Raw genomic sequence first — 22,915 nt, forward strand, 5'->3', positions numbered from 1 at the left:
TTCAACTGAAATCGGCGGGAACAAAGCTCAATTGGACCGGTTTCCCGACGTAGCATACAAAAAGACGCTTCTGCAGTGCCCAAAAGTTGATACTGCATTGCACAATTCAGCGTTAGGATAACTTGGCATTAGGCTCTGGATCATATAGCTAGTCGGTAGTCGCTTAACCTTTTGGCGCTTTTTATGGCGTCAATCCCGCCAAATCTTGGAGGATCAGCATGACGGAACAAAGCGCGAAACTAACTTGGGGTGAAAAGACGGTGGACCTGCCGGTCAAGACCGGAACCATCGGCCCGAGTGTCATTGATATTGGTGCCCTTTATAAGAACACCTCCACTTTCACTTACGATCCTGGTTTCACCTCCACCGCATCGTGCGAGTCGAGCATCACCTATATCGATGGCGACGAAGGCGTTCTGCTGCACCGCGGCTATCCGATCGATCAGCTGGCCGAACACGGCGATTTCCTCGAAGTCTGCTACCTCCTTCTCTACGGCGAACTGCCGACGGCAGCGCAGAAGAAGGACTTCGACTATCGCGTGACCCACCACACGATGGTGCACGAGCAGATGTCGCGCTTCTTCACCGGCTTCCGCCGCGACGCGCATCCGATGGCCGTCATGTGCGGCTGTGTCGGCGCGCTCTCCGCCTTCTATCACGACTCGACCGACATCACCGATCCGCACCAGCGCATGGTCGCAAGCCTGCGCATGATCGCCAAGATGCCGACGCTTGCCGCCATGGCCTATAAGTACCATATCGGCCAGCCCTTCGTTTATCCGAAGAATGACCTCGACTATGCGTCGAACTTCCTGCGCATGTGCTTTGCCGTTCCGTGCGAAGAATATGTCGTCAACCCGGTGCTTGCCCGCGCCATGGACCGCATCTTCATCCTGCATGCAGATCACGAGCAGAACGCCTCGACTTCGACGGTTCGCCTGGCTGGTTCTTCCGGTGCCAATCCGTTTGCCTGTATCGCAGCAGGCATCGCCTGCCTCTGGGGACCAGCTCACGGCGGCGCCAACGAAGCGGCCCTGAACATGCTGAACGAAATCGGCACGGTCGACCGCATTCCGGAATTCATCGCCCGCGCCAAGGACAAGAACGACCCGTTCCGCCTGATGGGCTTCGGCCACCGCGTCTACAAGAATTACGACCCGCGCGCCAAGATCATGCAGAAGACCGCGCACGAGGTCCTCGGCGAGCTCGGCATCAAGGACGATCCGCTGCTCGACATCGCGATCGAACTGGAGCGCATTGCTCTGACGGACGAATATTTCATCGAGAAGAAGCTGTACCCGAACGTCGACTTCTATTCCGGCATCACGCTGAAGGCTCTCGGCTTCCCCACCACCATGTTCACCGTTCTCTTCGCTCTTGCCCGCACAGTTGGCTGGATCGCTCAGTGGAACGAAATGATCGAAGATCCGCATCAGCGCATCGGTCGTCCGCGCCAGCTCTACACCGGTGCTCCGCTGCGCGAATATGTGCCTGTTTCCAAGCGCTAAGCTTCGGTATTGAAACAAAAAAACCGGTCAGAGATGACCGGTTTTTTTATGGGCTAGAACATCCAGAACAATCTGTGCCGCCTTATCGCCGGGCGGCTCCTCGGTCTGCATTCGCTCCCAGACCAGATCGTAGCCCGCAAGCATCGCCGCACGCTCCAGTGTATCGCTCGACAACCGCTCAATATAACGGGCCAGCATACCCGGCCGCAGAACATCATTGATGAGTTCCGGAAGGACTGCATAGTCGGCGATGAGGTTCGGCAAGGCGGCCGTCCAGATCTTGATCCGCGACAGCACGAATTTCGCCAGCCATTCGGTCTTATAGGTCGAAACCACCGGAACCCCGGCTAGGCCCAATTCCAGGATCACGGTTCCGGAGGCGGCCATGGCAGCATCGGCCTCAGCAAAGGCGCTCCACTTGGCATCCTGCCCAACAAATATATCCGGCTGGACCTGCCAATTTTCCGTCAGCGAGCGAACCAGCGCCTCCTGCTTCGGCACTGTCGGCAGCAGAAAACGAAGATTATTATTTCTCCGGCTAAGTTCTTCGATAGCCTGCTCAAAAACCGGGAGTAGCTGCCGAATCTCAGATGCACGCGATCCAGGCAGAAGCAGGATCGTCTTTTGGGCATCGGGGGCCGCCAGACCGCGCAAGGCGCGCTGACGGCGAGTTTCCAGCAGATTAGCATCGACCGTCAGGCGGTGGCCGACATACGTAGTTGCCGGACCGCCCAGGCGCTCCATGGCAGCAGGCTCGAACGGCAATACGGCCAGTACATGGTCGACGTAAGCGAGCATCTTCTGCGCGCGATATTCCTTCCATGCCCAGACGCTGGGGCAGACGTAATCGATGATTGGCAGGTCGGGCAGCGCCTTGCGCACACGCTTGGCAACGCGATGAGTGAAATCGGGGCTATCGATGATCAGAAGCACATCGGGCTTTGCGGCAACGATCGCATCTGCCGTCTGTCGGATGCGGGCCAGTAACTTTGGCAGCCGCTTGATGACTTGAATGAAGCCCATGATCGAGAGCTCGGAGTAATCGAAGAGCGAGCGCAGACCTTGCGCCTCCAGCGCCTCGCCACCGACGCCCACCAGCTCGATCGCACCACCGTGACGCCGCTTCAGGGCCGCGACGAGATCGCCACCCAAGAGATCGCCGGAGACTTCTCCGGCAACGACGGCAAGCTTCAAAGGCGCGGCGCTCACATGAAGCCCTCGGCGATGAGGCCGCGATCGATGCCGCAGACGAAAATGCCGGCCTCGTCGGCAGCGCCAATTACCGCTTGCCGGTCGAGGATCAGCGCTCTACCGGCTTCGACCGCGACGCCGGCCAGTCCAGCCTTCTTGGCGTTCGATACCGTAGACACGCCGATCGACGGCAGATCAGCCCTGACATCCTGTTGCGGCTTGCAGAGCTTGACGAGCACGCCGCGCCGGCGCTTGGATATGCGTCCTGCCGCGCGCAGTTCGGCAACTCGCTCGATCATCTTGTCAGTACCCTCGGCGCCCTCGAGCGCGACAACGCGGCCTCCGACGCTGACAGCGCCCTGTCCAACATCCAAAAGCCCCAGCGCATCGGCGGCCCTTGCGCCCTGGGCAATATCGCGCAGATCCTCTTTCGCCGGTGAGAATTTTCCAAGCGGCCCGGTCGTCGCCAAAAGATCCGGCGCAATTTCATGCGCACCCACGACGCGAACGCCGCCGGCCTCGATCAGTCGTATGACCATCTGCAGAACGGCATTGTCCCCTCCCGAAAGAAGAGTGCGGATGGTGGAGGGTAATTCCTTGATGACGCGCCAGGTCGGATGCACCTGACGCCACGAAGGACGTCGTGCAACACCGCCCGACATGACAACACGATCGACACCGTGTCGGCGGAACATTGCCTCGAGACCGGCAAAATTGCCGACGCCAAGATTGGCATGATCGAAGGCAGACCAGTCGCGGTCCGCTTCGTCAGTCAAAGCAATAATGACAGGATTCTCTCCGGCTTGGCGGGCGGCATCGGCGACGTAAACCGGCAAAAGCCCACTGCCAGCGATGATCGCCAGTCTGCCCTTGGCGTTTTCGCTGGCCGAAACCACCCTCAGCTCTTGCCGCGATTCGGCGATGAAAGCGCACGGTCGCTTTCGGCAGCAATGAAATCGAGAATTTCCATCACTTCCTTGCAATCGGCATATTCCTCGCGGATAGCCGCTGCATTGTCGCGGATGGATCCTTCGCCTTCGAAGATGCTCTTGTAGGCGCGGCGAACGCGGTGAATGACGGCGCGATCTATCCCTGCGCGGCTCATCCCAACGACATTCAATCCTGACAACACGCCAGGATTGCCGTTCAACATGCCATAAGGGATGACATCGTAGCTGGCTGCCGTAAGCCCCCCAATGAAGGCTTGCCTGCCAATACGCGTGAACTGATGCACAGCGCAACCACCGCCGAGGATTGCACGGTCTTCAATGGTGACGTGTCCCGCCAGCATCACATTGTTCGACATGATGACATTGTTACCGACACGGCAATCATGTGCGACATGCGAATTGGCGAGAAAGAGGTTGTTGTTGCCGACGATCGTCTTGCCGCCGTAATCGGCCGTACCGGTGTTGATCGTCACGCCTTCGCGGATCGTGCAGTTCTCGCCGACATCAAGCGTCGTCTCTTCGCCGTGATGGTGAACGCTCTGCGGATCACCGCCCACAACGGCCATCGGAAAGATCTTCGTTCCCTTACCGATCGTCGTGCGGCCAGTCACGACTGCATTATTGAGCAACTGAATATCGTCGTGCAGAACGACTTTGGGACCGACATAGCAGAGCGGGCCGACAACAACATTCTCGCCGACGACCGCGCCGTCCTCGACAACCGCCAGCTTATGAATGCGGGCGCTCTTTGCGATGCTGCTCATGCCTGTTCCTGATCCTTCCGTACGATCATCGCACCGATATCAGCCTCGGCCACCAGAGAACCGTCGACCTTGGCATCGCAATGGAACTTCCAGATGGTGCCACGCTGCTTCTGCTTGACGACGTGGAACTCGACGCGGTCGCCCGGAACAACCGGCCTACGGAAGCGGGCGTTGTCGATCGTCATGAAGTAGACGAGGTTGCCGCCGATGCCATCCTTACGGGCGCAGATCGCTCCCGCAGTCTGCGCCATACCCTCGATGAGCAATACGCCCGGCATGATCGGCGATTCCGGAAAATGTCCGGTGAACTGCGGCTCGTTCGCTGTCACGTTCTTGATGCCGATCGCGGAATTATCGCTGTCAATCTCAATGATCTTGTCGACCATCAAGAAGGGATAGCGATGCGGCAAAAGCTTCATAATTTCCAGAACGTCAGCCGACGACAACGACGCCTTGGCTTCCTCAGTCATGCTCCGCACTCCCGTCTTTCTTGTCTCTGGCTCCTGACCGCTTCGCGATCTCCGCCGATTCCCTTAGAAAATCCCAAAGCGGCCGCGCCGGAAGGCCCGCATAACGCTCGCCCGCCGGGATGCTGTTCATCACACCGCTCTTGGCGCCGATCTGCACGCCGTCGCCGATGTGGATATGCCCGTTGAGACCCGCCTGGCCGCCGATCTGCACGCCATCGCCGATCACCGTGCTGCCGGCGATACCGACCTGACTGACGATAGCGCAGTGACGGCCAATGCGGACGTTATGTCCGATCTGGACCTGATTGTCGATCTTCGTGCCTTCGCCGATCACGGTATCATCCATGGTGCCGCGATCGATCGTGGTATTGGCGCCGATCTCGACATTGTCCTGGATGATGACGCGGCCGATCTGCACGATCTTGACCATACCACGCGGTCCCGGCGCATAGCCAAAACCGTCCTGACCGATGCGCGTGCCATTGTGGACGATGACGCCATTACCGAGATAGGCGCAGAGCACGCTCGCACCGCCGCCGATGCTGCAATTGCGCCCGATTTTGACACCCGGCCCGATGAGAGCGTTAGGGCCGATATAGGTCCCCTCGCCGATCTCTGCACCCGGGCCAATAATTGCACCCGGCTCGATGCCGACATTGGCCTCCAGCTTAGCGGTCGCATCGATCGTCGCGGCGGGCGAAATCGTCGCCGGATTCGCGGTAAACGTAACCGGCCTCATGGCTTGCGGATGCAGCAATGCACCGGCAATGGCGAAATCCGTATGCGGCTTCTTCGACAGAAGTACCGGGATGTGATCGGGGACGAAAGATCTCAGCGCCGGAAGGCAAATGATCGCCGAAGCCTTGCAAGTCTCCAGCTCACCACGATTCTTTCGGGAAAGGATATAACAAATGTCACCTTCGCCTGCCCGGTAGACGGGAGCGATAGATCTGATGACGACCTCCGAAGAGGTCGCGTCAGCCAGTTCCGCCCCAAGATGCTCAGCCAGCTGTTTCAAGCTGACGCCACCATGGGGCGGGAAAAAACCAGTATGTTCCATAAGCACCAGCTCCAGAACGGTGTTCAAGCCCGCAGTTCTGGACTGCCGATATCAGAACTGGTTGGCGATGCCAAACCGGAAATTCTCAGTCTTGTCGTAATCTTCCTTCAAGACCGGCACCGCATAGTCAACGCGGATGACACCGAACGGCGACGACCAGATCAGACCGGCACCCAGCGATGCGCGGATAGAGCTGTCGTTGTGAAGCGTATCGCCGAAGAGATTCGCCTTGTTGCCGTAGAGCGTGCCTGCATCAGCGAAGGCTGCGATACGCAGACCGATATCCTGAGGAACACCCGGCATCGGCATGCTCGCTTCAGCCGAAGCCGTGAAGTAAGTCGTGCCACCAAGCGGATCGCCATGCGACGAACGCGGACCGATACCAGCATTCTCGAAGCCGCGGATTTCACGGCCGCCGAGCGTGAACTGATCGAAGACGTTCAGCTTGCCATTCGTCGGCATCACATAGCCGGCACCCACCGTCAGCGAGCCGATGATATCGGCTTCGTCACTGATCATCTGGTAGTAACGAGCCTTACCGCTCAACTTGTAGAAGTCGGAGTCGCCACCGAGACCCGCAAACTCATGCGTGAACTTGGCGATGATGCCCTCACGCGGGAGGTTCTGATCGTCCAGCGTATTGTAGGTGAAGGTCTGCGAAACCGTCGACTGCACCCACGGACCGTTCTCGACGAGGTTGAGATACGGAGCCGAAAGATTGTTCTGCCAATCGTTCGTGCCGTCATAGGTCAGACGCTTGTAGTTGTAGCGCAGGGTCGTTGCCAGGTTCTCGGTGATCGGCGCAGTGACGCGCAGCGAGAAGCCTTCTTCCGAATAGTCGTAGTAATCGTCGCTCGACGTCTGGTTCTTGAAGATATCGAAACCGGCAGCCAGACGATAACCGAGGAAATAAGGCTCGGTGAACGAGATGTTGTAGGTACGATTGCCTTCCGTGCCGGCGCCTGCAGCGAGACGGATGTACTGACCGCGACCGAGGAAGTTCTTTTCTTCAACCGAGGCTTCGAGAAGCAGGCCGCCATTGTTGCCGACAGCGTAACCGGCGCCGATACCGAAGGAGCCGGTCGGCTGATCTTCGACATTGACGATAACAACGACGCGGTCCGGAGCGCTGCCCTGAGCCGTCGAGATATCGACCTTGGTAAAGTAGCCGAGCGCATCAAGACGACGCTTGGCGCGCGTGATCATTTCCTGGTTGAAAGCATCGCCTTCGTTCAGGTCGAACTCGCGGCGGATGACGTAATCGCGCGTGCGGGTGTTGCCGCGGATTTCGATACGCTCGACATAGGCGCGCTCACCCTGGTCGACGAGATATTCGATGCCGATGGTATGACCAGACAGATCACGGTTGCCGCGCGGCGTGATACGGGCGAACGGATAGCCGGCAGCCGCGACGCGCTTGGAAATGTTCTCGATCGAAGTCTGAATATCCTTGGCGCTGTAGACATCGCCCTTGTGGGTGATGACAAGGCCCTTCAGCTCGTCGGCATTGATACCCTCGACGGTCGAGATGACGTTGATGTCGCCGTAGGTGTAACGTGGGCCTTCATCGACGTTGAAATTCAGCGTGTACTCGTTGCTCTGCTCATTCAGCGTCGCATCGGCACTGACGACGCGGAAGTCGGCATAACCGTGATTGTAGTAGAACTGACGCAGCTGATCCTGATCGCCCTGCAGGCGCTCGGGGCTGTAGACGTCCTTACGCGTCAGGAACGAGAGGAAGTTACTCTTCTTCGTGCCGATGACCGAAGCAAGGCGACCGCTGCCATAAGCCTGGTTGCCAGAGAAATTGATCTTGTCGATCTTGGTACGCTCGCCTTCGTTGATGACGAAGGCCACGTTCAGACGGCCCGGCGCGACCTCGGCGGTCTGCGTCGTCACCTGCACATCATTACGACCGATGGATGCATAGGCATCCTTGATGGTCTTGACGTCAGCCTGAACGGTCGCCTCGTTATACGGGCCTGCAGCGTGCGTCTGCACGACGCCCTGAAGCTTGTCGTCCTTGATCTTGCGGTTGCCGTTGAAGACAACAGCGTTGATGAGCTTGTTTTCGCTGACCGATACGACCAGCGTGCTACCCGAAACGGTAATGTGGACATCGGAGAAATATCCGGTGGCATAGAGCTGCTTCACCGAAGCATCAATGTCACTGGCGGAGAAGCTCTTGCCGGGCTTGATCGTGATATTATCCCGGACGGCCGTCTCGCCGACGCGCCCAGCACCGCGAACGTCAACCCGCTGAATAACAGCTGCCTCAGCGACAGAAGCAGAGGCAAGGGTGATCACACCAGCGCCCGACGCAACAACACCTGCAGACAGCGCTACCGCCGACACTGCGTTCAAAAATTTTGAACCAGCCTTCATTTCACTTCTTACCTTTTTTCAATCGTCCCCAGCCTCGAGCGAACCCGATTCCGGCCACGTGTGTCGTTTTACCCGCTTTTGACATACAAGCAAGGGAGCACGTTAATTTCTGTTTACTTCATTTCAAAGCGTGGCCCATTCGCCACTACGGCTTTGAAACATCGTAAATAAATCGTAATTTTCCTCTCGTCGCCCCACTAGCCTATTCGGGAACTAATATCGTTCCAGGTCGCAAACACCATGAGCGAGAGCACCATCGCAAATCCAATCCGGAAAGCGATATCCTGCGCCCGTGCACCCAGAGGTTTTCCCCTTACGGCTTCAATCGCATAGAACATCAGATGGCCGCCATCAAGTACCGGGACCGGCATCAAATTTAATAACCCTATTGAAACAGAAAGTATGGCGGCGAATTGGAGCACCGCGGCAAAACCCAGGGTTGCCATCTGCCCCGACAGTTGCGCAACCCGAATAGGTCCTCCGAGCTGATCGGCCTTCATGTACCCGCCGATGACGTTGCCGAGATATTCAAAGGTGCCGGAAACGATACTGCCGGTCTGTTTCACCCCTTCGGAAAGCGCCCGCAGCGGCCCATAAGCCTCGTAACGCAGCTTGATCGGCTTCTGTCCGTCGCCGATCCCGATCGTGGCAATCTCCGTCCGAGCGCCGAAGACATCGGTCTCTTCCGACTTTTTCGGCGTCACGGTCACGTCGCGTGTCTGACCGTTGCGTTTCACCGAGAGCGAGATGGGCTTGTCGGCATGAGCTGCAGCATAACGCTGCACTTCGCCGACGGAGCCGATCGCTTTTCCATCCACAGAAAGAATGCGGTCACTGAGTTCCAAGCCTGCCGCCTGGGCCGGGCTGTCAGCACCGATCGACGCAATCAACGGATCAATCGGCGCGATGCCGATGCTGCCGACATCCTTCTTATTGCCGGATGCATCCGTATCCGGCAAAGCTTCGGGCGTCATCGTGAAATCGCGGATCATCCCATTACGCTGAACTGTCAGCACGATGCTCTTGCCAGGGTGCTCGGCGATGTAGCGGCCGATATCGTAATAGGTGGCAACATTATTGCCATCAACGGCAATCAAGCGGTCTCCCGCCTGCACGCCGGCCTTTGCCGCCGGTCCGGCCGACTCCACCGCAGTGACGACCGGATCGACCAGCGCAATTCCGATGCGACCCATTTCCATCTTGTTGCCGAACTGATCCGTGTCCTCCACCAGCTTTGGCACGATTCGGAAATCGCGATTCTGACCGTCGCGGTCGACAGTCAGTACGATAGTACGGCCCGGGCGCAGGCCGACATAGCGCTGCACTTCATCGAAAGTCGTCACTTTGTTGCCATCGACAGCGACCAGGCGGTCGCCTGATTCAATGCCAGCCTCCGCGGCCGCGCCGTCACGCGTCACCATGGCAACGACAGGATCAGCGACCGTGCGGCCGTAGACGCTGAAAAGAACGGCAAAGATCGCAATTGCGAGCAGGAAATTGGCAATCGGGCCTGCTGCCACGGTTGCAGCCCGCTTCCAGAGCTTGGCGCCGGCGAAGGATTGAGCGCGCTCCTCCTCCGTCATCGCCGAGAGCTGATCCACATCGGTCTTGCTGGAGGCATCCTCATCACCGAAGAATCGCACATAACCGCCGAGCGGAATGAGGGAAAGCTTCCAACGGGTGCCGTGCCTGTCGGTAAATCCGGCAATCTCCGGCCCGAAGCCGATCGAAAAAGCCATAATACGGATGCCCGACCAACGGCCCACCAGGTAATGGCCCATTTCGTGCACAAAAACGAGCAGCGACAGCACAAAAACAAACGTAATGACGTTGTTCGTCAAGAAACCGATGAAGCCAGCCGCGCTACCCATGCAACGATCCTGTTCGTGTTAGAGTGGTTCAAGCTTTCACGGAAGCTCCGAACTACTCCATCTTTCTGTTTTCTCGCAATTCCGGACGGAAAACCGCTGAGCGATTTTCCTGGAATTGCTCTGGTATCAGACCCCGAGCAGAACGCCGCCCAATGAAAAGGTCTCGCCGCCCATTGTCAGCGATATTACGATAGCCAACAAAAACGCCGCAAAACAAGCAAAAATTAGTCCATCGACCCGATCCATGACACCGCCATGTCCGGGAATCAGATGGCTGGAGTCTTTCACGCCAAACTTGCGCTTGATAAATGACTCGAATAGGTCACCGATCTGGCTGCAGACCGAAAGTACCAGGGCAAGGACGGGAATCCACAGATCTTCAGCTGAAAAGAAGCTCCAGACGACAGCGGCTCCCGCAACGACGGCTGCGACGGCGCCGCCGATTGCGCCCGACCATGTTTTACCCGGCGATATGCGTGGCGCAAGCTTCGGCCCGCCGATAGCGCGGCCAACGAAATAGGCAAAGATATCGGTCGCCCATACTACGGCAAAGATAAACAGCATCAGCACGAAGCCGCGAAAATCGTCATCGCGAATCTCGGCAAGGGCAATCGCCGTCAGTCCGGAATAGAATATACCGCCCGGCAGCCACCAGCTCTTGCCGCGCGCGGCGACCATGATCGCCGTGACAGCGACGAAGGCAGCAAGAACCTCTATGGAATAGACGGATTCGCTCAACGCGGTCGCGCCGGCGATCAATACGAGCCCAAGCCAGCCGAGCGCGTTTCCCTGAGGATCGCGGCCATGCAGATCTGATATCGTCGACCATTCATAATAGACGAGCAGCCCGATCACGGCAGACAGCAGGCGAAAGCCTGTGCCGCCATACCAGGTAGCAGCAAGAACGACGACAGCGAGAATAATGCCAGAGATAATGCGCAGCTTGAGTTCGCGGCTCATCAGGACCCCACGGCCGCCGCCTGCTTGGCGGAAAGGCCGCCAAAACGCCGGTCGCGAGCAGCATATTTCTCCAGCGCCGAGAAGAAGAGCTCGCGGCTGAAATCAGGCCAATAATCCGGCACGAACATGAATTCCGAATAAGCGGCCTGCCAGAGCAGGAAATTCGAGAGCCGCTCCTCGCCGCTCGTGCGGATGATGAGATCCGGATCGGGAATACCTGCCGTGTCGAGACGGGCATCGACCAAGTCCGCAGTGATGTCCTGCGGGCGCAGCCTTCCGGCTTCGACATCCTTGGCAAGACTTACGAAGGCACGCGTGATTTCGTCGCGCGAGCCGTAGTTGAAGGCAATGACCAGCGTCAGGGCCGTATTGTTCCTGGTGGTCTCCTCCGCCTCGAGCAGCAGGGGCAGGATATCGCCACGCAGACCGGTACGATCGCCGATGACACGGATACGTACGTTCTGGCGATGAAGTTCGGCAAGGTCCCGACGGATGAAGGCCTTGAGAAGGCCAAGGAGATCGCTCACCTCCGCCTCGGGCCTGCGCCAATTCTCCGAAGAGAAGGCAAACAGCGTGAGATATTTTATGCCGATGTCGCCCGCCGCCCGCACCGTCTCCCGAACCGCCTCCACGCCCTTGCGATGACCCATGGTGCGCGGCAGGCCGCGCGCATTGGCCCAGCGACCGTTGCCATCCATAATAATGGCAACGTGTTCAGGTACGGCAGACAACGTAGGAGCTGACATATGGGTCCGGTTTCGTTCAGCGGAAAGATGCTATGGTCTGGTAATCTAGGGCGCGGTCGCGGCTTTCAATATTGCGAAAAGCTCGACACTCCCCAGCGTACGATCAGACGTGCATGATTTCCTTTTCCTTGTCGGCTAGCAAGCGGTCGATTTCCGAAATCGTCTCATCCGTCATTTTCTGCACACGTTCGGACAACGAGCGGCTCTCGTCCTGACCGATTACGCCGTCTTTTTCGGCCTTTTTGAGGCCATCCATGCCATCGCGACGCACGTGGCGAATCGCTACCTTCGCCTTTTCGGCATATTCATGGGCGACCTTCACCAGCGAACGGCGCCGCTCTTCGTTGAGTTCCGGCAGCGGGATGCGCAGGTTCTGGCCATCGACGATCGGATTGAGGCCGAGATTGGATTCGCGGATGGCTCGCTCGGCGGCGCTGACCATCGACTTGTCCCATACCGACACGGTCAGCATGCGCGGCTCCGGCACGGTGATGTTGGCCACCTGATTCAGCGGCATGCGCGAGCCATAAGCTTCGATCGTCACAGGATCGAGAATGTTGGCGGATGCACGCCCGGTGCGCAGTGAGGCGATATCGCTCTTGAATGCCGCAATGGCGCCATCCATACGGCGCTTCAGTTCCTTGAGATCGCTGGCTTCACTCATGTCTATGCTCCCCTGTAATGAGGCGACACCGGGGCTGACCCGGCGTCACAGGAATATCAATTGTCTGATACGATGGTCTTGCGGCCGCCGCCGGTCAAGATTTCCGCGAAACCGCCCTTCTCGTGAATGGAGAAGACGACGATCGGAATGGAATTTTCGCGTGCAAGCGCAACGGCTGCGACATCCATGACCGCCAGCCCCTTCTCGAGCACTTGACTATGGGTCAGATGCTCAAAGCGCTCGGCATCGGGGAACTTCTTCGGATCGGCGGAATAGATGCCATCGACCTGAGTTCCCTTGAAGATCGCTTGGGCGCCCATTTCGGCGGCACGCAGCGCTGCGGCAGAATCGGTTGTGAAAAAGGGATTGCCGGTACCGCCGGCGAAGATCACCACGCGGCCGAGCGAGAGGTGGTAAAGCGTGGCGCGCTGCGAGAAGCTCTCGCAGATTTCCGGCATGGAGATGGCCGAGAGCACGACGGTATCGATATCAAGCTTGCGCAGCGAGGTCGCCAGGGCCAATGCATTGATGACCGTGCCAAGCATGCCCATGTGGTCGCCGGTCACGCGGTCCCCACCCTTGGAAGCCACGGCTACCCCGCGGAAGATGTTGCCGCCGCCGACGACGACACCGACCTCGACACCCATTTCGCGCGCCTGCGCAATGTCGCCGGCAATCCGGTCCGCGACGGTGACATCAATACCGAAACCCTGACTGCCCATCAGAGCTTCACCGGAGGCCTTGAGCAACACGCGCTTGTAGATCGGCTGGGACATCGTAGCTCCTTGAAGTGATCACCGGGGAATGATTGTGAAAGCCGGATACACGAAGGGCACCGCGTTGTCACGCGATGCCCTGACGTTTTCCCTGATATGGTTTCACCAAACCGGGATATGTCTCTTTTCGATCGGGCTTTTCTGCACGTCTTCAAACTGCGGAAAAGCCGTATCGTTTTGTTTCCTTACGCATTCCGAACGGAAAACCGTTAGGCACTTTTCCTGGAAATGCTCCGATCAGCCCTTGGCGACAGCTGCAACTTCTGCGGCGAAGTCGCTTTCTTCCTTCTCGACGCCTTCGCCGAGCAGCAGACGGGCCATGCCGGTGATTTCGATCGAGGCGCCGGCAGTCTTTTCAGCTTCCTTGAGGGCAGCACCGACCGTCAGGTCCGGATTGATGACGAAAGCCTGCGAGAGAAGAGCGACTTCCTCGAAGAACTTACGCATGCGGCCCTCGACCATCTTTTCGATGATGGCTTCTGGCTTGCCGGATTCGCGGGACTGTTCAATGAAGACGTTGCGTTCGCGCTCGGCGACGGCGGCGTCGACTTCTTCGGCACGGATAGCCAGCGGGTTGGTAGCAGCAATGTGCATGGCAATCTGACGGCCGATCGACGTCAGAACGGCCTTGTCACCGACCGACTTCAGGGCGACGAGAACACCGAGCTTGCCGATACCGTCACCGGCAGCGTTATGGATGTAAGTCGCCACGACGCCGTGCTCGACTTCCAGCTTGGCGGCACGACGCAGCGTCATGTTCTCGCCGATGGTTGCGATCGCGTCCTTGATGGCGTCGGCGACCGGCTTGCCGGATGCGGGATAGGTCGCAGCCGAAATAGCTTCAACCGTGCCGTCGGTGGACAGCGCAACTTCGGCGATACCGCGAGCGAGATCCTGGAAGGCATCGTTGCGGGCAACGAAGTCGGTTTCGGAGTTGAGCTCGACAACAACGGCCTTGTGACCGGCGCCGGCAATGGCGATCAGGCCTTCAGCGGCGGTGCGGCCGGACTTCTTGTCGGCCTTGGAGATGCCCTTGGCGCGCAGCCAGTCGATCGCGGCTTCGATATCGCCGTTCGTCTCGGTCAGCGCCTTCTTGCAGTCCATCATGCCCGCGCCAGACTTTTCGCGCAGTTCTTTCACCAGTGCAGCCGTAATCTCGGTCATAAGCTTCCTCTTGTCGGTTCATACGGTGCGGCGAAGGGCGTCAAGCCGAAGCGGCACCGATTTGAGGGACGAAATGTACCCGTAAGTATGACAGCGTTATGAAGCAGCGTCATACTGTGGAATTCTGTTTGGAACATGCCTGGATTTTCCGTCCAGGCGAGCAGTTACCAAAAACGCGATAAGGCCGCTCGAACTTGTTAAGTCGCAAACGGCCTTATCCCGGATGTCATTGCGCTTAGGCGGACAGTTTATTGTCCGCCTCTTGGCGCGATCAGGCTTCGGTGCCGTCCGCCAGGGTCGGCTCGACCGGAGCTTCTTCGGAAGCGCCGAGGTCACGGCCCGATGCGCTCTGCTGGCGAGCGATACCGTCGATGGCAGCGCGCGAGATCAGGTCGCAGTAAAGAGCGATGGCGCGCGAGGCGTCGTCGTTGCCCGGGATCGGATAGTCGATCAGGTCCGGATCGCAGTTCGAGTCGATGATTGCGACGACCGGGATGCCGAGGCGCTTGGCTTCGTCGATCGCGATCTTTTCCTTGTTGGTGTCGATGATGAACATCAGGTCCGGCGTGCCGCCCATGTCCTTGATACCGCCGAGGGCCTTGTCGAGCTTTTCGCGCTCGCGCTCAAGGTTCAGACGCTCCTTCTTGGTGAAGCCCTGGGCTTCGCCGGAGAGGATTTCGTCGAGCTTGCGCAGACGCTGGATCGAGTTGGAGATCGTCTTCCAGTTGGTCATCATGCCGCCGAGCCAGCGGGCGTTGACGTAGTACTGAGCCGAACGCTTTGCGCTGTCGGCGATCAGTTCAGACGCCTGACGCTTGGTGCCGACGAACAGAACGCGGCCGCCACGGGCAACGGTGTCGCTGACAACCTGCAGAGCGCGGCTCAGCAACGGAACCGTCTGGGCGAGGTCGATGATGTGGATGTTGTTACGATCGCCAAAAATGTACGGCTTCATCTTCGGGTTCCAGCGGTGCGTCTGGTGGCCGAAGTGAACACCTGCTTCGAGAAGCTGGCGCATAGAAAAATCGGGCAATGCCATGCCTTTGTATCCTTTTCCGGTTGAACCTCCGCAAGGCGAACAGCATCCTCTTCGAGAATGCCACCGGGCGGAACAATCCGGATTTCTCCCGGACAATCCCATGCCTTACGTGTGGAATGCGGGTGCCCATACATTCGATTCGCGTGGAATGCAAGGCTTGAGGCTCAAAATAGCCGATTCTTATCTCAATTCGTCCCGCAGCGGGCTACTGGCAGGCCTTCGTACCGAGAACTTCAAGCTTGGTGAGCTTACCGGTCAGCACGAAGTCACCATAATCCATGGTGAGGTCGCGCGTAATGCCGTTCTCGTAGAGTTTAAAGGACATACGGTAAACGGGTACGGCGTCGCCCGTGGACTTTTCGTTGAAATAAGCCACGGTCACCGGCCAGAAAGGTGTCTTGGAGAAGGCGCCAGCCTTGTCAGCATCGGGATCATCGGTGGCCGGCGTCTGTTCCTTGCCGACGACGGTGGTGGCGATCAGCGGCTTGTCGCCGTCATCCGAACCATCGAAGACCTGCGCCTCGAAGAAATTCTTGCCGAGCTTCGCGTTATGGATGATGTCGAGCATATGCTCCGTCGGGAAACGGCTCTCGATGATCTGGACCTGCTTGTTGTGCGGCTGCGTGAGGTCGACCTTGATGCCCTTCTGGTCGTCGCTTGCGGCGCCGCGCACATCCTTGTCGAGCTGGCTGTCGGTATAGGACTTGGTCTCGAAGCGAAACAACCGCTTGCCGAGATCCTCGAAGGTCGTTGTCTGCTGGTCGCTGACGCGAGTGGAATCGCCGGTGTCGATCTTCGTCACGAAGCGGAAATTGGTGGTGAATCCGGTGCAATCGGAGCCTTCGAACTCATAGACCATACGGCCGACCATGCCGGAAATGCCGGAGCGATCGGAGGCATCCTTCAGTTCGAGATCATAGACGGCGCGATGCGCGATCAGCCCGCTCGGACCGGCCGCATGGGCTGCCGAAGCCCCTAGGGACAGAATGCTCAGGCCCGAAAAAACGGTAGCAGCAAGACTCGAGCGGAACATTCATTATCTCCTGTTGGACTCGCACGCGATGTTATAAGAACGCTTTCGGCTGAAACGAGGCTGCCGATCCTAAGTGACCGAATTTAGTCTTGATGCCGGATTTTTGAAGTTTTTACAACAAAACGGGAGATGAAAATGTCCGACGCTATCGAGGGCCGCCTGCAGGAACTCGGCATCGTTCTGCCGCAGGCTGCAGCACCGGCCGCCAATTACGTTCCCTATGTCATCAGCGGCAATCTTCTCTATCTGTCGGGCCAGCTGCCGATGGAAAACGGCAAGATCGGCGTGACGGGCCATCTCGGCAAGGATGTCGATGTAGCCGGCGGGCAGCGGGCGGCAGAGCTCTGCGCCATCAACATTCTCGCCCAGGCGAAAGCTGCCCTCGGCGGTGATCTCGGCCGGATCAAGCGGCTGATCAAGCTCAATGGCTTCGTTGCCTCAACGCCCGATTTCGTCGAACAACACCTTGTGATCAACGGCGCATCCAATCTTCTGGCAAACGTACTGGGCGAAGCCGGCAAGCATGCGCGCGCCGCCGTCGGCATGGCGGCCCTGCCGCTCAATGCCGCCGTTGAAATCGATGCCATTCTGGAAATTGCATAATGAGCAAGCTTGCCTGGCTGACCGAGCGCCCCGTCGCTCACCGCGGCTATCATGACATGAACAAAGAAGTCTGGGAGAACACGCTTTCCGCCTTCAGCCGCGCTATCGAAGCCGGCTTTGCCATTGAGTGCGATCTCCACTACGCCTCGGACGGCGTTCCCGTGGTCTTCCATGACGACGACCTCCAGCGCGTCTGCAATCTGCCGGGCGAAGTGCGCGAGCGCACCTCGGCGGAACTCGGCCTCCTTTCTATCGGCGGTACCAAGGACAAGATCCCGACGCTGAAGCAGCTTCTGCAGCTCTGCGGCGGCAAGGTGCCGCTGGTGCTTGAGTTGAAAGGACGCGAAGGCGATGACGAAGGCTTTGCGGAATCCGTTCTCGAAGTGCTCGAAGGCTATAAAGGCCATGTGGCCCTGATGAGTTTCGACCATTGGCTGCTCAAGGACCTCAAGGCGCTGGAAGCACCCTACCCTGTGGGACTGACGGCCGAAGGAAACAAGCCTGAGACGTTTTTTCAGCATGACGAAGCCATGCATCTTGGGCTAGACTTCATTTCGTATTTCTACGGCCACTTGCCGAACCCCTTTGTTACGGCGCAACGCCAGCGCGGTATTCCGGTCATCACCTGGACCGTGCGCGACGAAGCGGCCCGCAAACATACATTTGCCAACGCAGACCAGATGACCTTCGAAGGTTTTGATCCGCGCCTGGCCTCGTAAATCGGCATCGATTGAAGGAGAGGCTTTGCGCATACCCAAATTGCCGCTGCGCCGACAGCACGCCCATTGGGCGGATGGCGCAGCGGTGAGAGCCCCTCCCTTCCTTCCAAGCGCAAGAGTTTGATGACAGACGAATTATCCATTCGAGTCGAACGATCCTTCAGGAACATCGCCCCGGAAAGCTGGTCGAAGCTCGCCGGAGCGTCCAGAACCGGCAGCGTCCTGCCCTACAATCCCTTTGTCTCGCACGCCTTCCTGTCATCGCTGGAGGAGTCCGGTTCCGCGACCGACAAGACCGGCTGGCTCGGCAGTCATCTGCTGCTCGAAACCGACGGCGGCGAATTGCTTGGTGCCGTCGCGGGCTACCTGAAGAGCCATAGCCAGGGCGAATATGTCTTCGACCACGGCTGGGCCGATGCTTTTGAACGGGCCGGCGGCCGCTATTATCCGAAGCTGCAGTGCTCCATTCCCTTCACGCCCGCCACGGGACCGCGGCTGCTCGTCGCTGAGGGACAGGACCGAAGCGTGCTGCAGCCGGCGCTCGCCGAAAGCCTGAAAGAGGTCACCCGACAGCTCGGCGTTTCCTCGGCGCACATCACCTTCCTACCGGAAGACGAGGTTTCTGTTTTCGAAACCGACGGCTATCTGCATCGCACCGACCAGCAGTTTCACTTCATCAACGAGGGCTATGCCGATCACGACGCGTTCCTGGAGACGCTAGCATCGCGCAAGCGGAAGGCGTTGAAGAAGGAGCGGCGCGCGGCGGTCGAGCACGGCATCACCATCGACTGGCTGACCGGCAGCGATCTGACCGAAGGCATATGGGACCAGTTCTTCACCTTCTATATGGATACCGGCAGCCGCAAATGGGGCCGCCCCTACCTCACGCGGAAATTCTATTCGCTGATCGGCGAGCGTATGCCTGACGATATCCTGCTCGTCATGGCGAAGCGCGAAGGACGTTACATCGCCGGCGCCATCAACTTCATCGGCGGCGAGACGCTTTACGGCCGCCATTGGGGCTGCATCGAGGATCATCCCTTTCTGCATTTCGAAGTCTGCTATCATCAGGCGATCGATTTTGCGCTGAGTAAAGGCTTGAAGCGCGTGGAAGCCGGGGCACAGGGCGAACACAAGTTGGCGCGTGGCTATCTTCCCGTCATCACGCATTCCGCGCACTATATTGGTCATCAGGGCCTGCGACGCGCCGTTGCGGACTATCTGAAGCATGAGCGGGAACAAGTGGAGGAGATGAGCGAAATCCTCACCGAGCACAGCCCCTTCCGCAAAGGTGAGCGGCAGGATATCTAACCGTTCGGCATAAACACAAACGCAAGACGAGGAGACACCGGATGACCAGCCCCGCCTATGACGACAACAATATCTTCGCAAAGATCCTGAAAGGCGAGATCCCTTCCTACCGCGTCTACGAGGATGAGCACACAGTCGCCTTCATGGATGTGATGCCGCAGTCGCCGGGCCATACGCTTGTCGTGCCGAAGGCGCCCTCCCGCAATATTTTCGACGCCGATCCGGCCGCGTTGCAGCAGGCTATCACTGTGGTACAGAAGATCGCCGTCGCCGTTCGGGAAGCCTTCGACGCGGACGGCGTCTATATCGCGCAGTTCAACGAGCCCCCCGCGGGGCAAACCGTCTTCCATCTGCATTTCCACGTTATTCCGCGCATCGAGGGTGTCGCGCTGAAGCCGCATTCGGGCAAGATGGAGGATGGCGCCGTGCTGGCGGAAAACGCTAGAAAGATCATCGAAGCGCTGGCTTGATGCGCCGAGCTCCTCAAGTCTTCTCTGAGATTTTTCTTATAACCATATAAAAACGGCTGCATTATTTCTAACGCAGCCGTTTTATTTTTTTCAAATCACCGATCGGCGACTACTTACTTACGCGGAACCTTCGGAACCGTGCCACCGCCCTTGCGCGGTGACTTGCCTTCGGACTCGCCGCTTTCACCTGATGTCGCAGCTTTAGCCGAGCGGCGGCTATCGGCTGCCGTCGCAGCCTTACCGACGCGGCTTCTGGCCTTGACTGTCGTGTCGCCGTCATCCTCTTCCACCTCGGCCGGCACATCGCCCACTTCGGCTTCCGGCTTCGGCCGGATCGGAGCGGTGTCGGCGATCGCCTCGAGCAGGATGCCGGTCGAGCCGTCTTCCTTCTTGCCGACCGTGACGGTGACGACGCCGCCCTTCTTCAGCTTGCCGAAGAGGATTTCGTTCGCCAGCGGCTTCTTGATGTTTTCCTGGATGACGCGCGCCAGCGGACGGGCGCCCATCTTGTCGTCGTAACCCTTCTCGGACAGCCATGCGATTGCGTCCTCATGCAGGTCGAAGGTAACGTTCCGTTCGGAAAGCTGCGCTTCCAGCTGCATGATGAACTTCTGCACGACCTTGTGGATAACGGTCGTCGGCAGCGGCGCGAAGGGAATGACCGCATCCAGACGATTGCGGAATTCCGGAGTGAATAGGCGGTTGAGAGCCTCTTCATCCTCGCCGGTCCGCTTGGACGAACCGAAGCCGATCGCAGCCTTGGCCATTTCCGAAGCGCCCGCATTGGTCGTCATGATCAGGATGACGTTGCGGAAGTCGATCTTCTTGCCGTTGTGGTCCGTCAGCGCGCCGTGGTCCATGACCTGTAGCAGGATATTGAAGATATCCGGATGCGCCTTCTCGATTTCGTCGAGCAGAACCACGCTGTGCGGATGCTGATCGACGCCATCGGTCAGGAGGCCACCCTGGTCGAAGCCGACGTAGCCGGGAGGTGCACCAAGCAGACGGGAAACCGTATGACGCTCCATATATTCCGACATGTCGAAACGCAGCAGTTCGACGCCGAGCGAGGAAGCAAGCTGCTTGGCGACTTCCGTCTTGCCGACGCCGGTGGGGCCGGAGAAGACATAGCAGCCGATCGGCTTGTTCGGTTCGCGCAGGCCGGCACGTGCCAGCTTGATCGAAGTCGAAAGTGCTTCGATCGCCGTATCCTGGCCGTAGACGACCGAACGCAGTTCCTGCTCGAGGTTGGCGAGAACCATCTCGTCATCCTTGGAAACCGTCTTCGGCGGAATGCGGGCCATGGTGGCGATCGTCACCTCGATCTCGCGCTCGGTGATCAGCTTGCGACGCTTCGAGGGCGGCAACAGCATTTGCGCGGCGCCGGTTTCATCGATGACGTCGATCGCCTTGTCCGGCAGCTTGCGGTCGGAGATATAGCGGGCCGACAACTCGACCGCCGACTTGATGGCGTCGTTCGAGTAGCGCAGGTGGTGATACTCTTCGAAATAGGGCTTCAGGCCCTTCATGATTTCGATGGCATCCTCGATGCTCGGCTCGTTGACGTCGATCTTCTGGAAGCGGCGGACGAGAGCCCGGTCCTTCTCGAAGAACTGACGGTATTCCTTATAGGTGGTCGAGCCGATACAACGGATCGCGCCGGAGGAAAGGGCCGGCTTCAGCAGGTTCGACGCATCCATCGCGCCACCGGAGGTGGCGCCCGCACCGATAACGGTGTGGATTTCGTCGATGAACAGCACGGCACCCGGATACTCTTCGAGTTCCTTGACGACCTGCTTCAGGCGTTCTTCGAAATCGCCGCGATAACGGGTGCCGGCAAGCAGCGTGCCCATATCCAGCGAAAAGATCGTGGCATCGGCCAGAGCTTCAGGCACCTTGCCTTCTACGATCCGCTTGGCAAGACCTTCGGCAATGGCCGTCTTGCCGACGCCGGGATCGCCGACATAGAGCGGGTTGTTCTTCGAGCGGCGGCACAGCACCTGGATGGTGCGGTTGACCTCAGAGTGGCGGCCGATCAGCGGATCGATCTTGCCGCTCTTGGCCTTCTCATTGAGGTTGACACAATAGGCCTTCAGCGCATCCTGCTGCTTCTTGCCATTCCCTTCCTCCTGCTCGCCGCGGGAGGTCGGCTTGCTCTCGGATTCGCTTTCCTCGGCGCCGCGCGGCGTGCGGGTCTGGGAGGAACCCGGGCGCTTGCCGATGCCGTGAGAGATGTAGTTGACCGCGTCGTAGCGGGTCATTTCCTGCTCCTGCAGGAAAAAGGCAGCATGGCTTTCCCGCTCCGCGAAAATCGCGACGAGAACATTGGCGCCCGTCACTTCCTCGCGGCCGGAAGATTGCACATGGATCACGGCGCGCTGGATGACGCGCTGGAAGCCGGAGGTCGGCTTCGAGTCCTCATCATAGCCCGTGACCAGGTTGGAGAGTTCATTATCGACGTATTCAGTCAGAGTCTTACGGAGCGCGTCGAGATCAACATTGCACGCGCCCATGACAGCTGCGGCATCGGCGTCGTCTACCAGCGCCAAAAGCAGATGTTCCAGCGTGGCATACTCGTGATGCCGCTCGTTCGCGTAGGTCAGTGCCTGATGCAGCGCCTTCTCAAGACTAGGCGAAAATGTTGGCACGTTCAGATCCTCACTTCTTTTCCATAACACATTGCAGCGGATGCTGGTGCTGCCGGGCAAAATCCATCACCTGGCTCACCTTCGTTTCGGCTACTTCATATGTATATATCCCGCACTCACCCACGCCATGGTTGTGGACATGAAGCATGATACGGGTGGCGCCTTCGAGATCCTTTTGGAAGAAACGCTCCAGGATATGGATCACAAAGTCCATGGGCGTATAGTCGTCATTCAGAAGCAGCACGCGGTACAGGTTCGGTTTTTTGGTTTTGGGCTTGGTGCGTGTAATCACCGAGGTCCCACGGTTTCCGTTGTCCCCGTTCCTTTCGCTGTTGTTTTGCATCCGGATCGGCTCAGCGATCATTTCATTCATTCCTCAAATCATCCGGCAGAAGCTATCGCATTCCGACTTGGCACTGGGGGTTGGGTTCTTCACTTGGTCGGGCCGGATATCCGAACCTCTAACTTAGTTCATATTGGCGGGATTTTAAGCCCCTTGCGGGACACTGCAATCATAATTCGCTGACAAAGCGGGCTGCGGTCAAAAAAGTCGCTGCATATCTTCGCCTTTGGTTCGATGCAC

Annotated in this window: 20 protein-coding genes and 1 pseudogene; 5 read left to right on the top strand and 16 right to left on the bottom strand. The window is 58.5% G+C overall.

Annotation, left to right across the window (positions count from 1 at the left end):
* Positions 1–218 precede the first annotated feature (218 nt).
* Complete coding sequence (gltA, locus tag FHT85_RS23630) at positions 219–1,508, top strand: citrate synthase (protein ID WP_015339806.1); 1,290 nt, start codon at positions 219–221, stop codon at positions 1,506–1,508.
* Between the two features lie 27 nt (positions 1,509–1,535).
* On the opposite strand, the gene lpxB is transcribed toward gltA, so the two are convergent.
* The 14 genes and pseudogenes from lpxB to FHT85_RS23700 all read right to left on the bottom strand — a co-directional run bounded on the left by lpxB (position 1,536) and on the right by FHT85_RS23700 (position 16,581).
* Positions 1,536–2,717, bottom strand: a complete 1,182-nt coding sequence (gene lpxB, locus FHT85_RS23635) for a lipid-A-disaccharide synthase (RefSeq protein ID WP_112338325.1) — start codon at positions 2,715–2,717, stop codon at positions 1,536–1,538.
* A complete protein-coding gene (locus FHT85_RS23640; protein WP_112338324.1) occupies positions 2,714–3,595 on the bottom strand; it encodes an LpxI family protein in 882 nt (293 codons plus the stop codon). Before FHT85_RS23640 ends, lpxB begins: the two co-directional genes overlap by 4 nt.
* Before the next feature lie 2 nt (positions 3,596–3,597).
* Positions 3,598–4,413, bottom strand: coding sequence for an acyl-ACP--UDP-N-acetylglucosamine O-acyltransferase (gene lpxA / locus FHT85_RS23645; protein ID WP_112338323.1), 816 nt, complete (start codon positions 4,411–4,413; stop codon positions 3,598–3,600).
* Positions 4,410–4,883, bottom strand: a complete 474-nt coding sequence (fabZ, locus tag FHT85_RS23650) for a 3-hydroxyacyl-ACP dehydratase FabZ (protein WP_041677401.1) — start codon at positions 4,881–4,883, stop codon at positions 4,410–4,412. Before fabZ ends, lpxA begins: the two co-directional genes overlap by 4 nt.
* Positions 4,876–5,943 (bottom strand): UDP-3-O-(3-hydroxymyristoyl)glucosamine N-acyltransferase, encoded by a 1,068-nt coding sequence (lpxD, locus tag FHT85_RS23655; protein WP_112338322.1) that lies wholly within the window; start codon positions 5,941–5,943, stop codon positions 4,876–4,878. Before lpxD ends, fabZ begins: the two co-directional genes overlap by 8 nt.
* A 51-nt stretch (positions 5,944–5,994) precedes the next feature.
* Positions 5,995–8,328 carry an outer membrane protein assembly factor BamA gene (gene bamA, locus FHT85_RS23660; RefSeq protein WP_112338321.1) on the bottom strand — a complete coding sequence of 778 codons (2,334 nt, stop codon included), beginning with the start codon at positions 8,326–8,328 and terminating at the stop codon, positions 5,995–5,997.
* A gap of 197 nt (positions 8,329–8,525) precedes the next feature.
* Entirely contained in the window at positions 8,526–10,199 is a 1,674-nt protein-coding gene (rseP, locus tag FHT85_RS31015; RefSeq protein ID WP_112400663.1) for an RIP metalloprotease RseP, read from the bottom strand.
* A gap of 126 nt (positions 10,200–10,325) precedes the next feature.
* The gene (locus tag FHT85_RS23670; protein ID WP_112338319.1) at positions 10,326–11,159 is read right to left on the bottom strand and encodes a phosphatidate cytidylyltransferase; all 834 of its coding nucleotides are present in this window, start codon (positions 11,157–11,159) and stop codon (positions 10,326–10,328) included.
* Positions 11,159–11,908 (bottom strand): annotated as a pseudogene (locus tag FHT85_RS23675) (isoprenyl transferase); the annotation flags it as partial. The pseudogene FHT85_RS23675 and the gene FHT85_RS23670, both read right to left, overlap by 1 nt.
* Positions 11,909–12,008: 100 nt before the next feature.
* A complete protein-coding gene (gene frr, locus FHT85_RS23680; RefSeq protein ID WP_015339796.1) occupies positions 12,009–12,569 on the bottom strand; it encodes a ribosome recycling factor in 561 nt (186 codons plus the stop codon).
* A 56-nt stretch (positions 12,570–12,625) separates the two neighbouring features.
* Positions 12,626–13,345 carry a UMP kinase gene (pyrH, locus tag FHT85_RS23685; RefSeq protein ID WP_112338317.1) on the bottom strand — a complete coding sequence of 240 codons (720 nt, stop codon included), beginning with the start codon at positions 13,343–13,345 and terminating at the stop codon, positions 12,626–12,628.
* Positions 13,346–13,582: 237 nt separating this feature from the next.
* Positions 13,583–14,509 (bottom strand): translation elongation factor Ts, encoded by a 927-nt coding sequence (tsf, locus tag FHT85_RS23690; protein ID WP_112338316.1) that lies wholly within the window; start codon positions 14,507–14,509, stop codon positions 13,583–13,585.
* 271 nt (positions 14,510–14,780) lie between these two features.
* Positions 14,781–15,548, bottom strand: coding sequence for a 30S ribosomal protein S2 (gene rpsB, locus FHT85_RS23695; protein WP_069612086.1), 768 nt, complete (start codon positions 15,546–15,548; stop codon positions 14,781–14,783).
* 205 nt (positions 15,549–15,753) lie between these two features.
* Positions 15,754–16,581: a cell envelope integrity EipB family protein gene (locus FHT85_RS23700; RefSeq protein ID WP_112338314.1), complete on the bottom strand. Its 828-nt coding sequence runs from the start codon at positions 16,579–16,581 to the stop codon at positions 15,754–15,756.
* A 135-nt stretch (positions 16,582–16,716) separates the two neighbouring features.
* Between FHT85_RS23700 and FHT85_RS23705 the strand changes: the two genes are divergently transcribed.
* The 4 genes from FHT85_RS23705 (at position 16,717) to FHT85_RS23720 (ending at position 19,684) form a co-directional block, all read left to right on the top strand.
* Positions 16,717–17,184: a RidA family protein gene (locus FHT85_RS23705; RefSeq protein WP_112338313.1), complete on the top strand. Its 468-nt coding sequence runs from the start codon at positions 16,717–16,719 to the stop codon at positions 17,182–17,184.
* Positions 17,184–17,903 (top strand): glycerophosphodiester phosphodiesterase, encoded by a 720-nt coding sequence (locus FHT85_RS23710; protein ID WP_112338312.1) that lies wholly within the window; start codon positions 17,184–17,186, stop codon positions 17,901–17,903. Before FHT85_RS23705 ends, FHT85_RS23710 begins: the two co-directional genes overlap by 1 nt.
* 123 nt (positions 17,904–18,026) lie before the next feature.
* The gene (locus FHT85_RS23715) at positions 18,027–19,214 is read left to right on the top strand and encodes a GNAT family N-acetyltransferase (protein ID WP_112400665.1); all 1,188 of its coding nucleotides are present in this window, start codon (positions 18,027–18,029) and stop codon (positions 19,212–19,214) included.
* A 41-nt stretch (positions 19,215–19,255) separates the two neighbouring features.
* Entirely contained in the window at positions 19,256–19,684 is a 429-nt protein-coding gene (locus tag FHT85_RS23720; RefSeq protein WP_095434798.1) for an HIT family protein, read from the top strand.
* Between the two features lie 113 nt (positions 19,685–19,797).
* Here the strand turns inward: FHT85_RS23720 and clpA are convergent, their stop codons facing one another.
* Both clpA and clpS read right to left on the bottom strand, forming a co-directional pair.
* Positions 19,798–22,332: an ATP-dependent Clp protease ATP-binding subunit ClpA gene (gene clpA, locus FHT85_RS23725; protein ID WP_112338310.1), complete on the bottom strand. Its 2,535-nt coding sequence runs from the start codon at positions 22,330–22,332 to the stop codon at positions 19,798–19,800.
* A gap of 10 nt (positions 22,333–22,342) precedes the next feature.
* On the bottom strand, positions 22,343–22,696 hold the full coding sequence (gene clpS / locus FHT85_RS23730) for an ATP-dependent Clp protease adapter ClpS (protein WP_041677877.1): 354 nt from the start codon (positions 22,694–22,696) through the stop codon (positions 22,343–22,345).
* Positions 22,697–22,915 lie beyond the last annotated feature (219 nt).

Source organism: Rhizobium sp. BK312, assembly GCF_014193605.1.
GTDB lineage: Bacteria > Pseudomonadota > Alphaproteobacteria > Rhizobiales > Rhizobiaceae > Rhizobium.

Excerpts from the sequence above, each read along its gene's own strand:
- frr (WP_015339796.1), bottom strand. The coding sequence starts at position 12,569 with ATGAGTGAAGCCAGCGATCTCAAGGAACTGAAGCGCCGTATGGATGGC.
- FHT85_RS23715 (WP_112400665.1), top strand. The coding sequence starts at position 18,027 with ATGACAGACGAATTATCCATTCGAGTCGAACGATCCTTCAGGAACATC.
- rseP (WP_112400663.1), bottom strand. The coding sequence starts at position 10,199 with ATGGGTAGCGCGGCTGGCTTCATCGGTTTCTTGACGAACAACGTCATT.
- FHT85_RS23705 (WP_112338313.1), top strand. The coding sequence starts at position 16,717 with ATGTCCGACGCTATCGAGGGCCGCCTGCAGGAACTCGGCATCGTTCTG.
- bamA (WP_112338321.1), bottom strand. The coding sequence starts at position 8,328 with ATGAAGGCTGGTTCAAAATTTTTGAACGCAGTGTCGGCGGTAGCGCTG.
- clpS (WP_041677877.1), bottom strand. The coding sequence starts at position 22,696 with ATGATCGCTGAGCCGATCCGGATGCAAAACAACAGCGAAAGGAACGGG.
- FHT85_RS23710 (WP_112338312.1), top strand. The coding sequence starts at position 17,184 with ATGAGCAAGCTTGCCTGGCTGACCGAGCGCCCCGTCGCTCACCGCGGC.
- rpsB (WP_069612086.1), bottom strand. The coding sequence starts at position 15,548 with ATGGCATTGCCCGATTTTTCTATGCGCCAGCTTCTCGAAGCAGGTGTT.
- pyrH (WP_112338317.1), bottom strand. The coding sequence starts at position 13,345 with ATGTCCCAGCCGATCTACAAGCGCGTGTTGCTCAAGGCCTCCGGTGAA.
- FHT85_RS23670 (WP_112338319.1), bottom strand. The coding sequence starts at position 11,159 with ATGAGCCGCGAACTCAAGCTGCGCATTATCTCTGGCATTATTCTCGCT.
- FHT85_RS23700 (WP_112338314.1), bottom strand. The coding sequence starts at position 16,581 with ATGTTCCGCTCGAGTCTTGCTGCTACCGTTTTTTCGGGCCTGAGCATT.
- FHT85_RS23720 (WP_095434798.1), top strand. The coding sequence starts at position 19,256 with ATGACCAGCCCCGCCTATGACGACAACAATATCTTCGCAAAGATCCTG.
- lpxA (WP_112338323.1), bottom strand. The coding sequence starts at position 4,413 with ATGAGCAGCATCGCAAAGAGCGCCCGCATTCATAAGCTGGCGGTTGTC.
- tsf (WP_112338316.1), bottom strand. The coding sequence starts at position 14,509 with ATGACCGAGATTACGGCTGCACTGGTGAAAGAACTGCGCGAAAAGTCT.
- fabZ (WP_041677401.1), bottom strand. The coding sequence starts at position 4,883 with ATGACTGAGGAAGCCAAGGCGTCGTTGTCGTCGGCTGACGTTCTGGAA.
- lpxD (WP_112338322.1), bottom strand. The coding sequence starts at position 5,943 with ATGGAACATACTGGTTTTTTCCCGCCCCATGGTGGCGTCAGCTTGAAA.
- gltA (WP_015339806.1), top strand. The coding sequence starts at position 219 with ATGACGGAACAAAGCGCGAAACTAACTTGGGGTGAAAAGACGGTGGAC.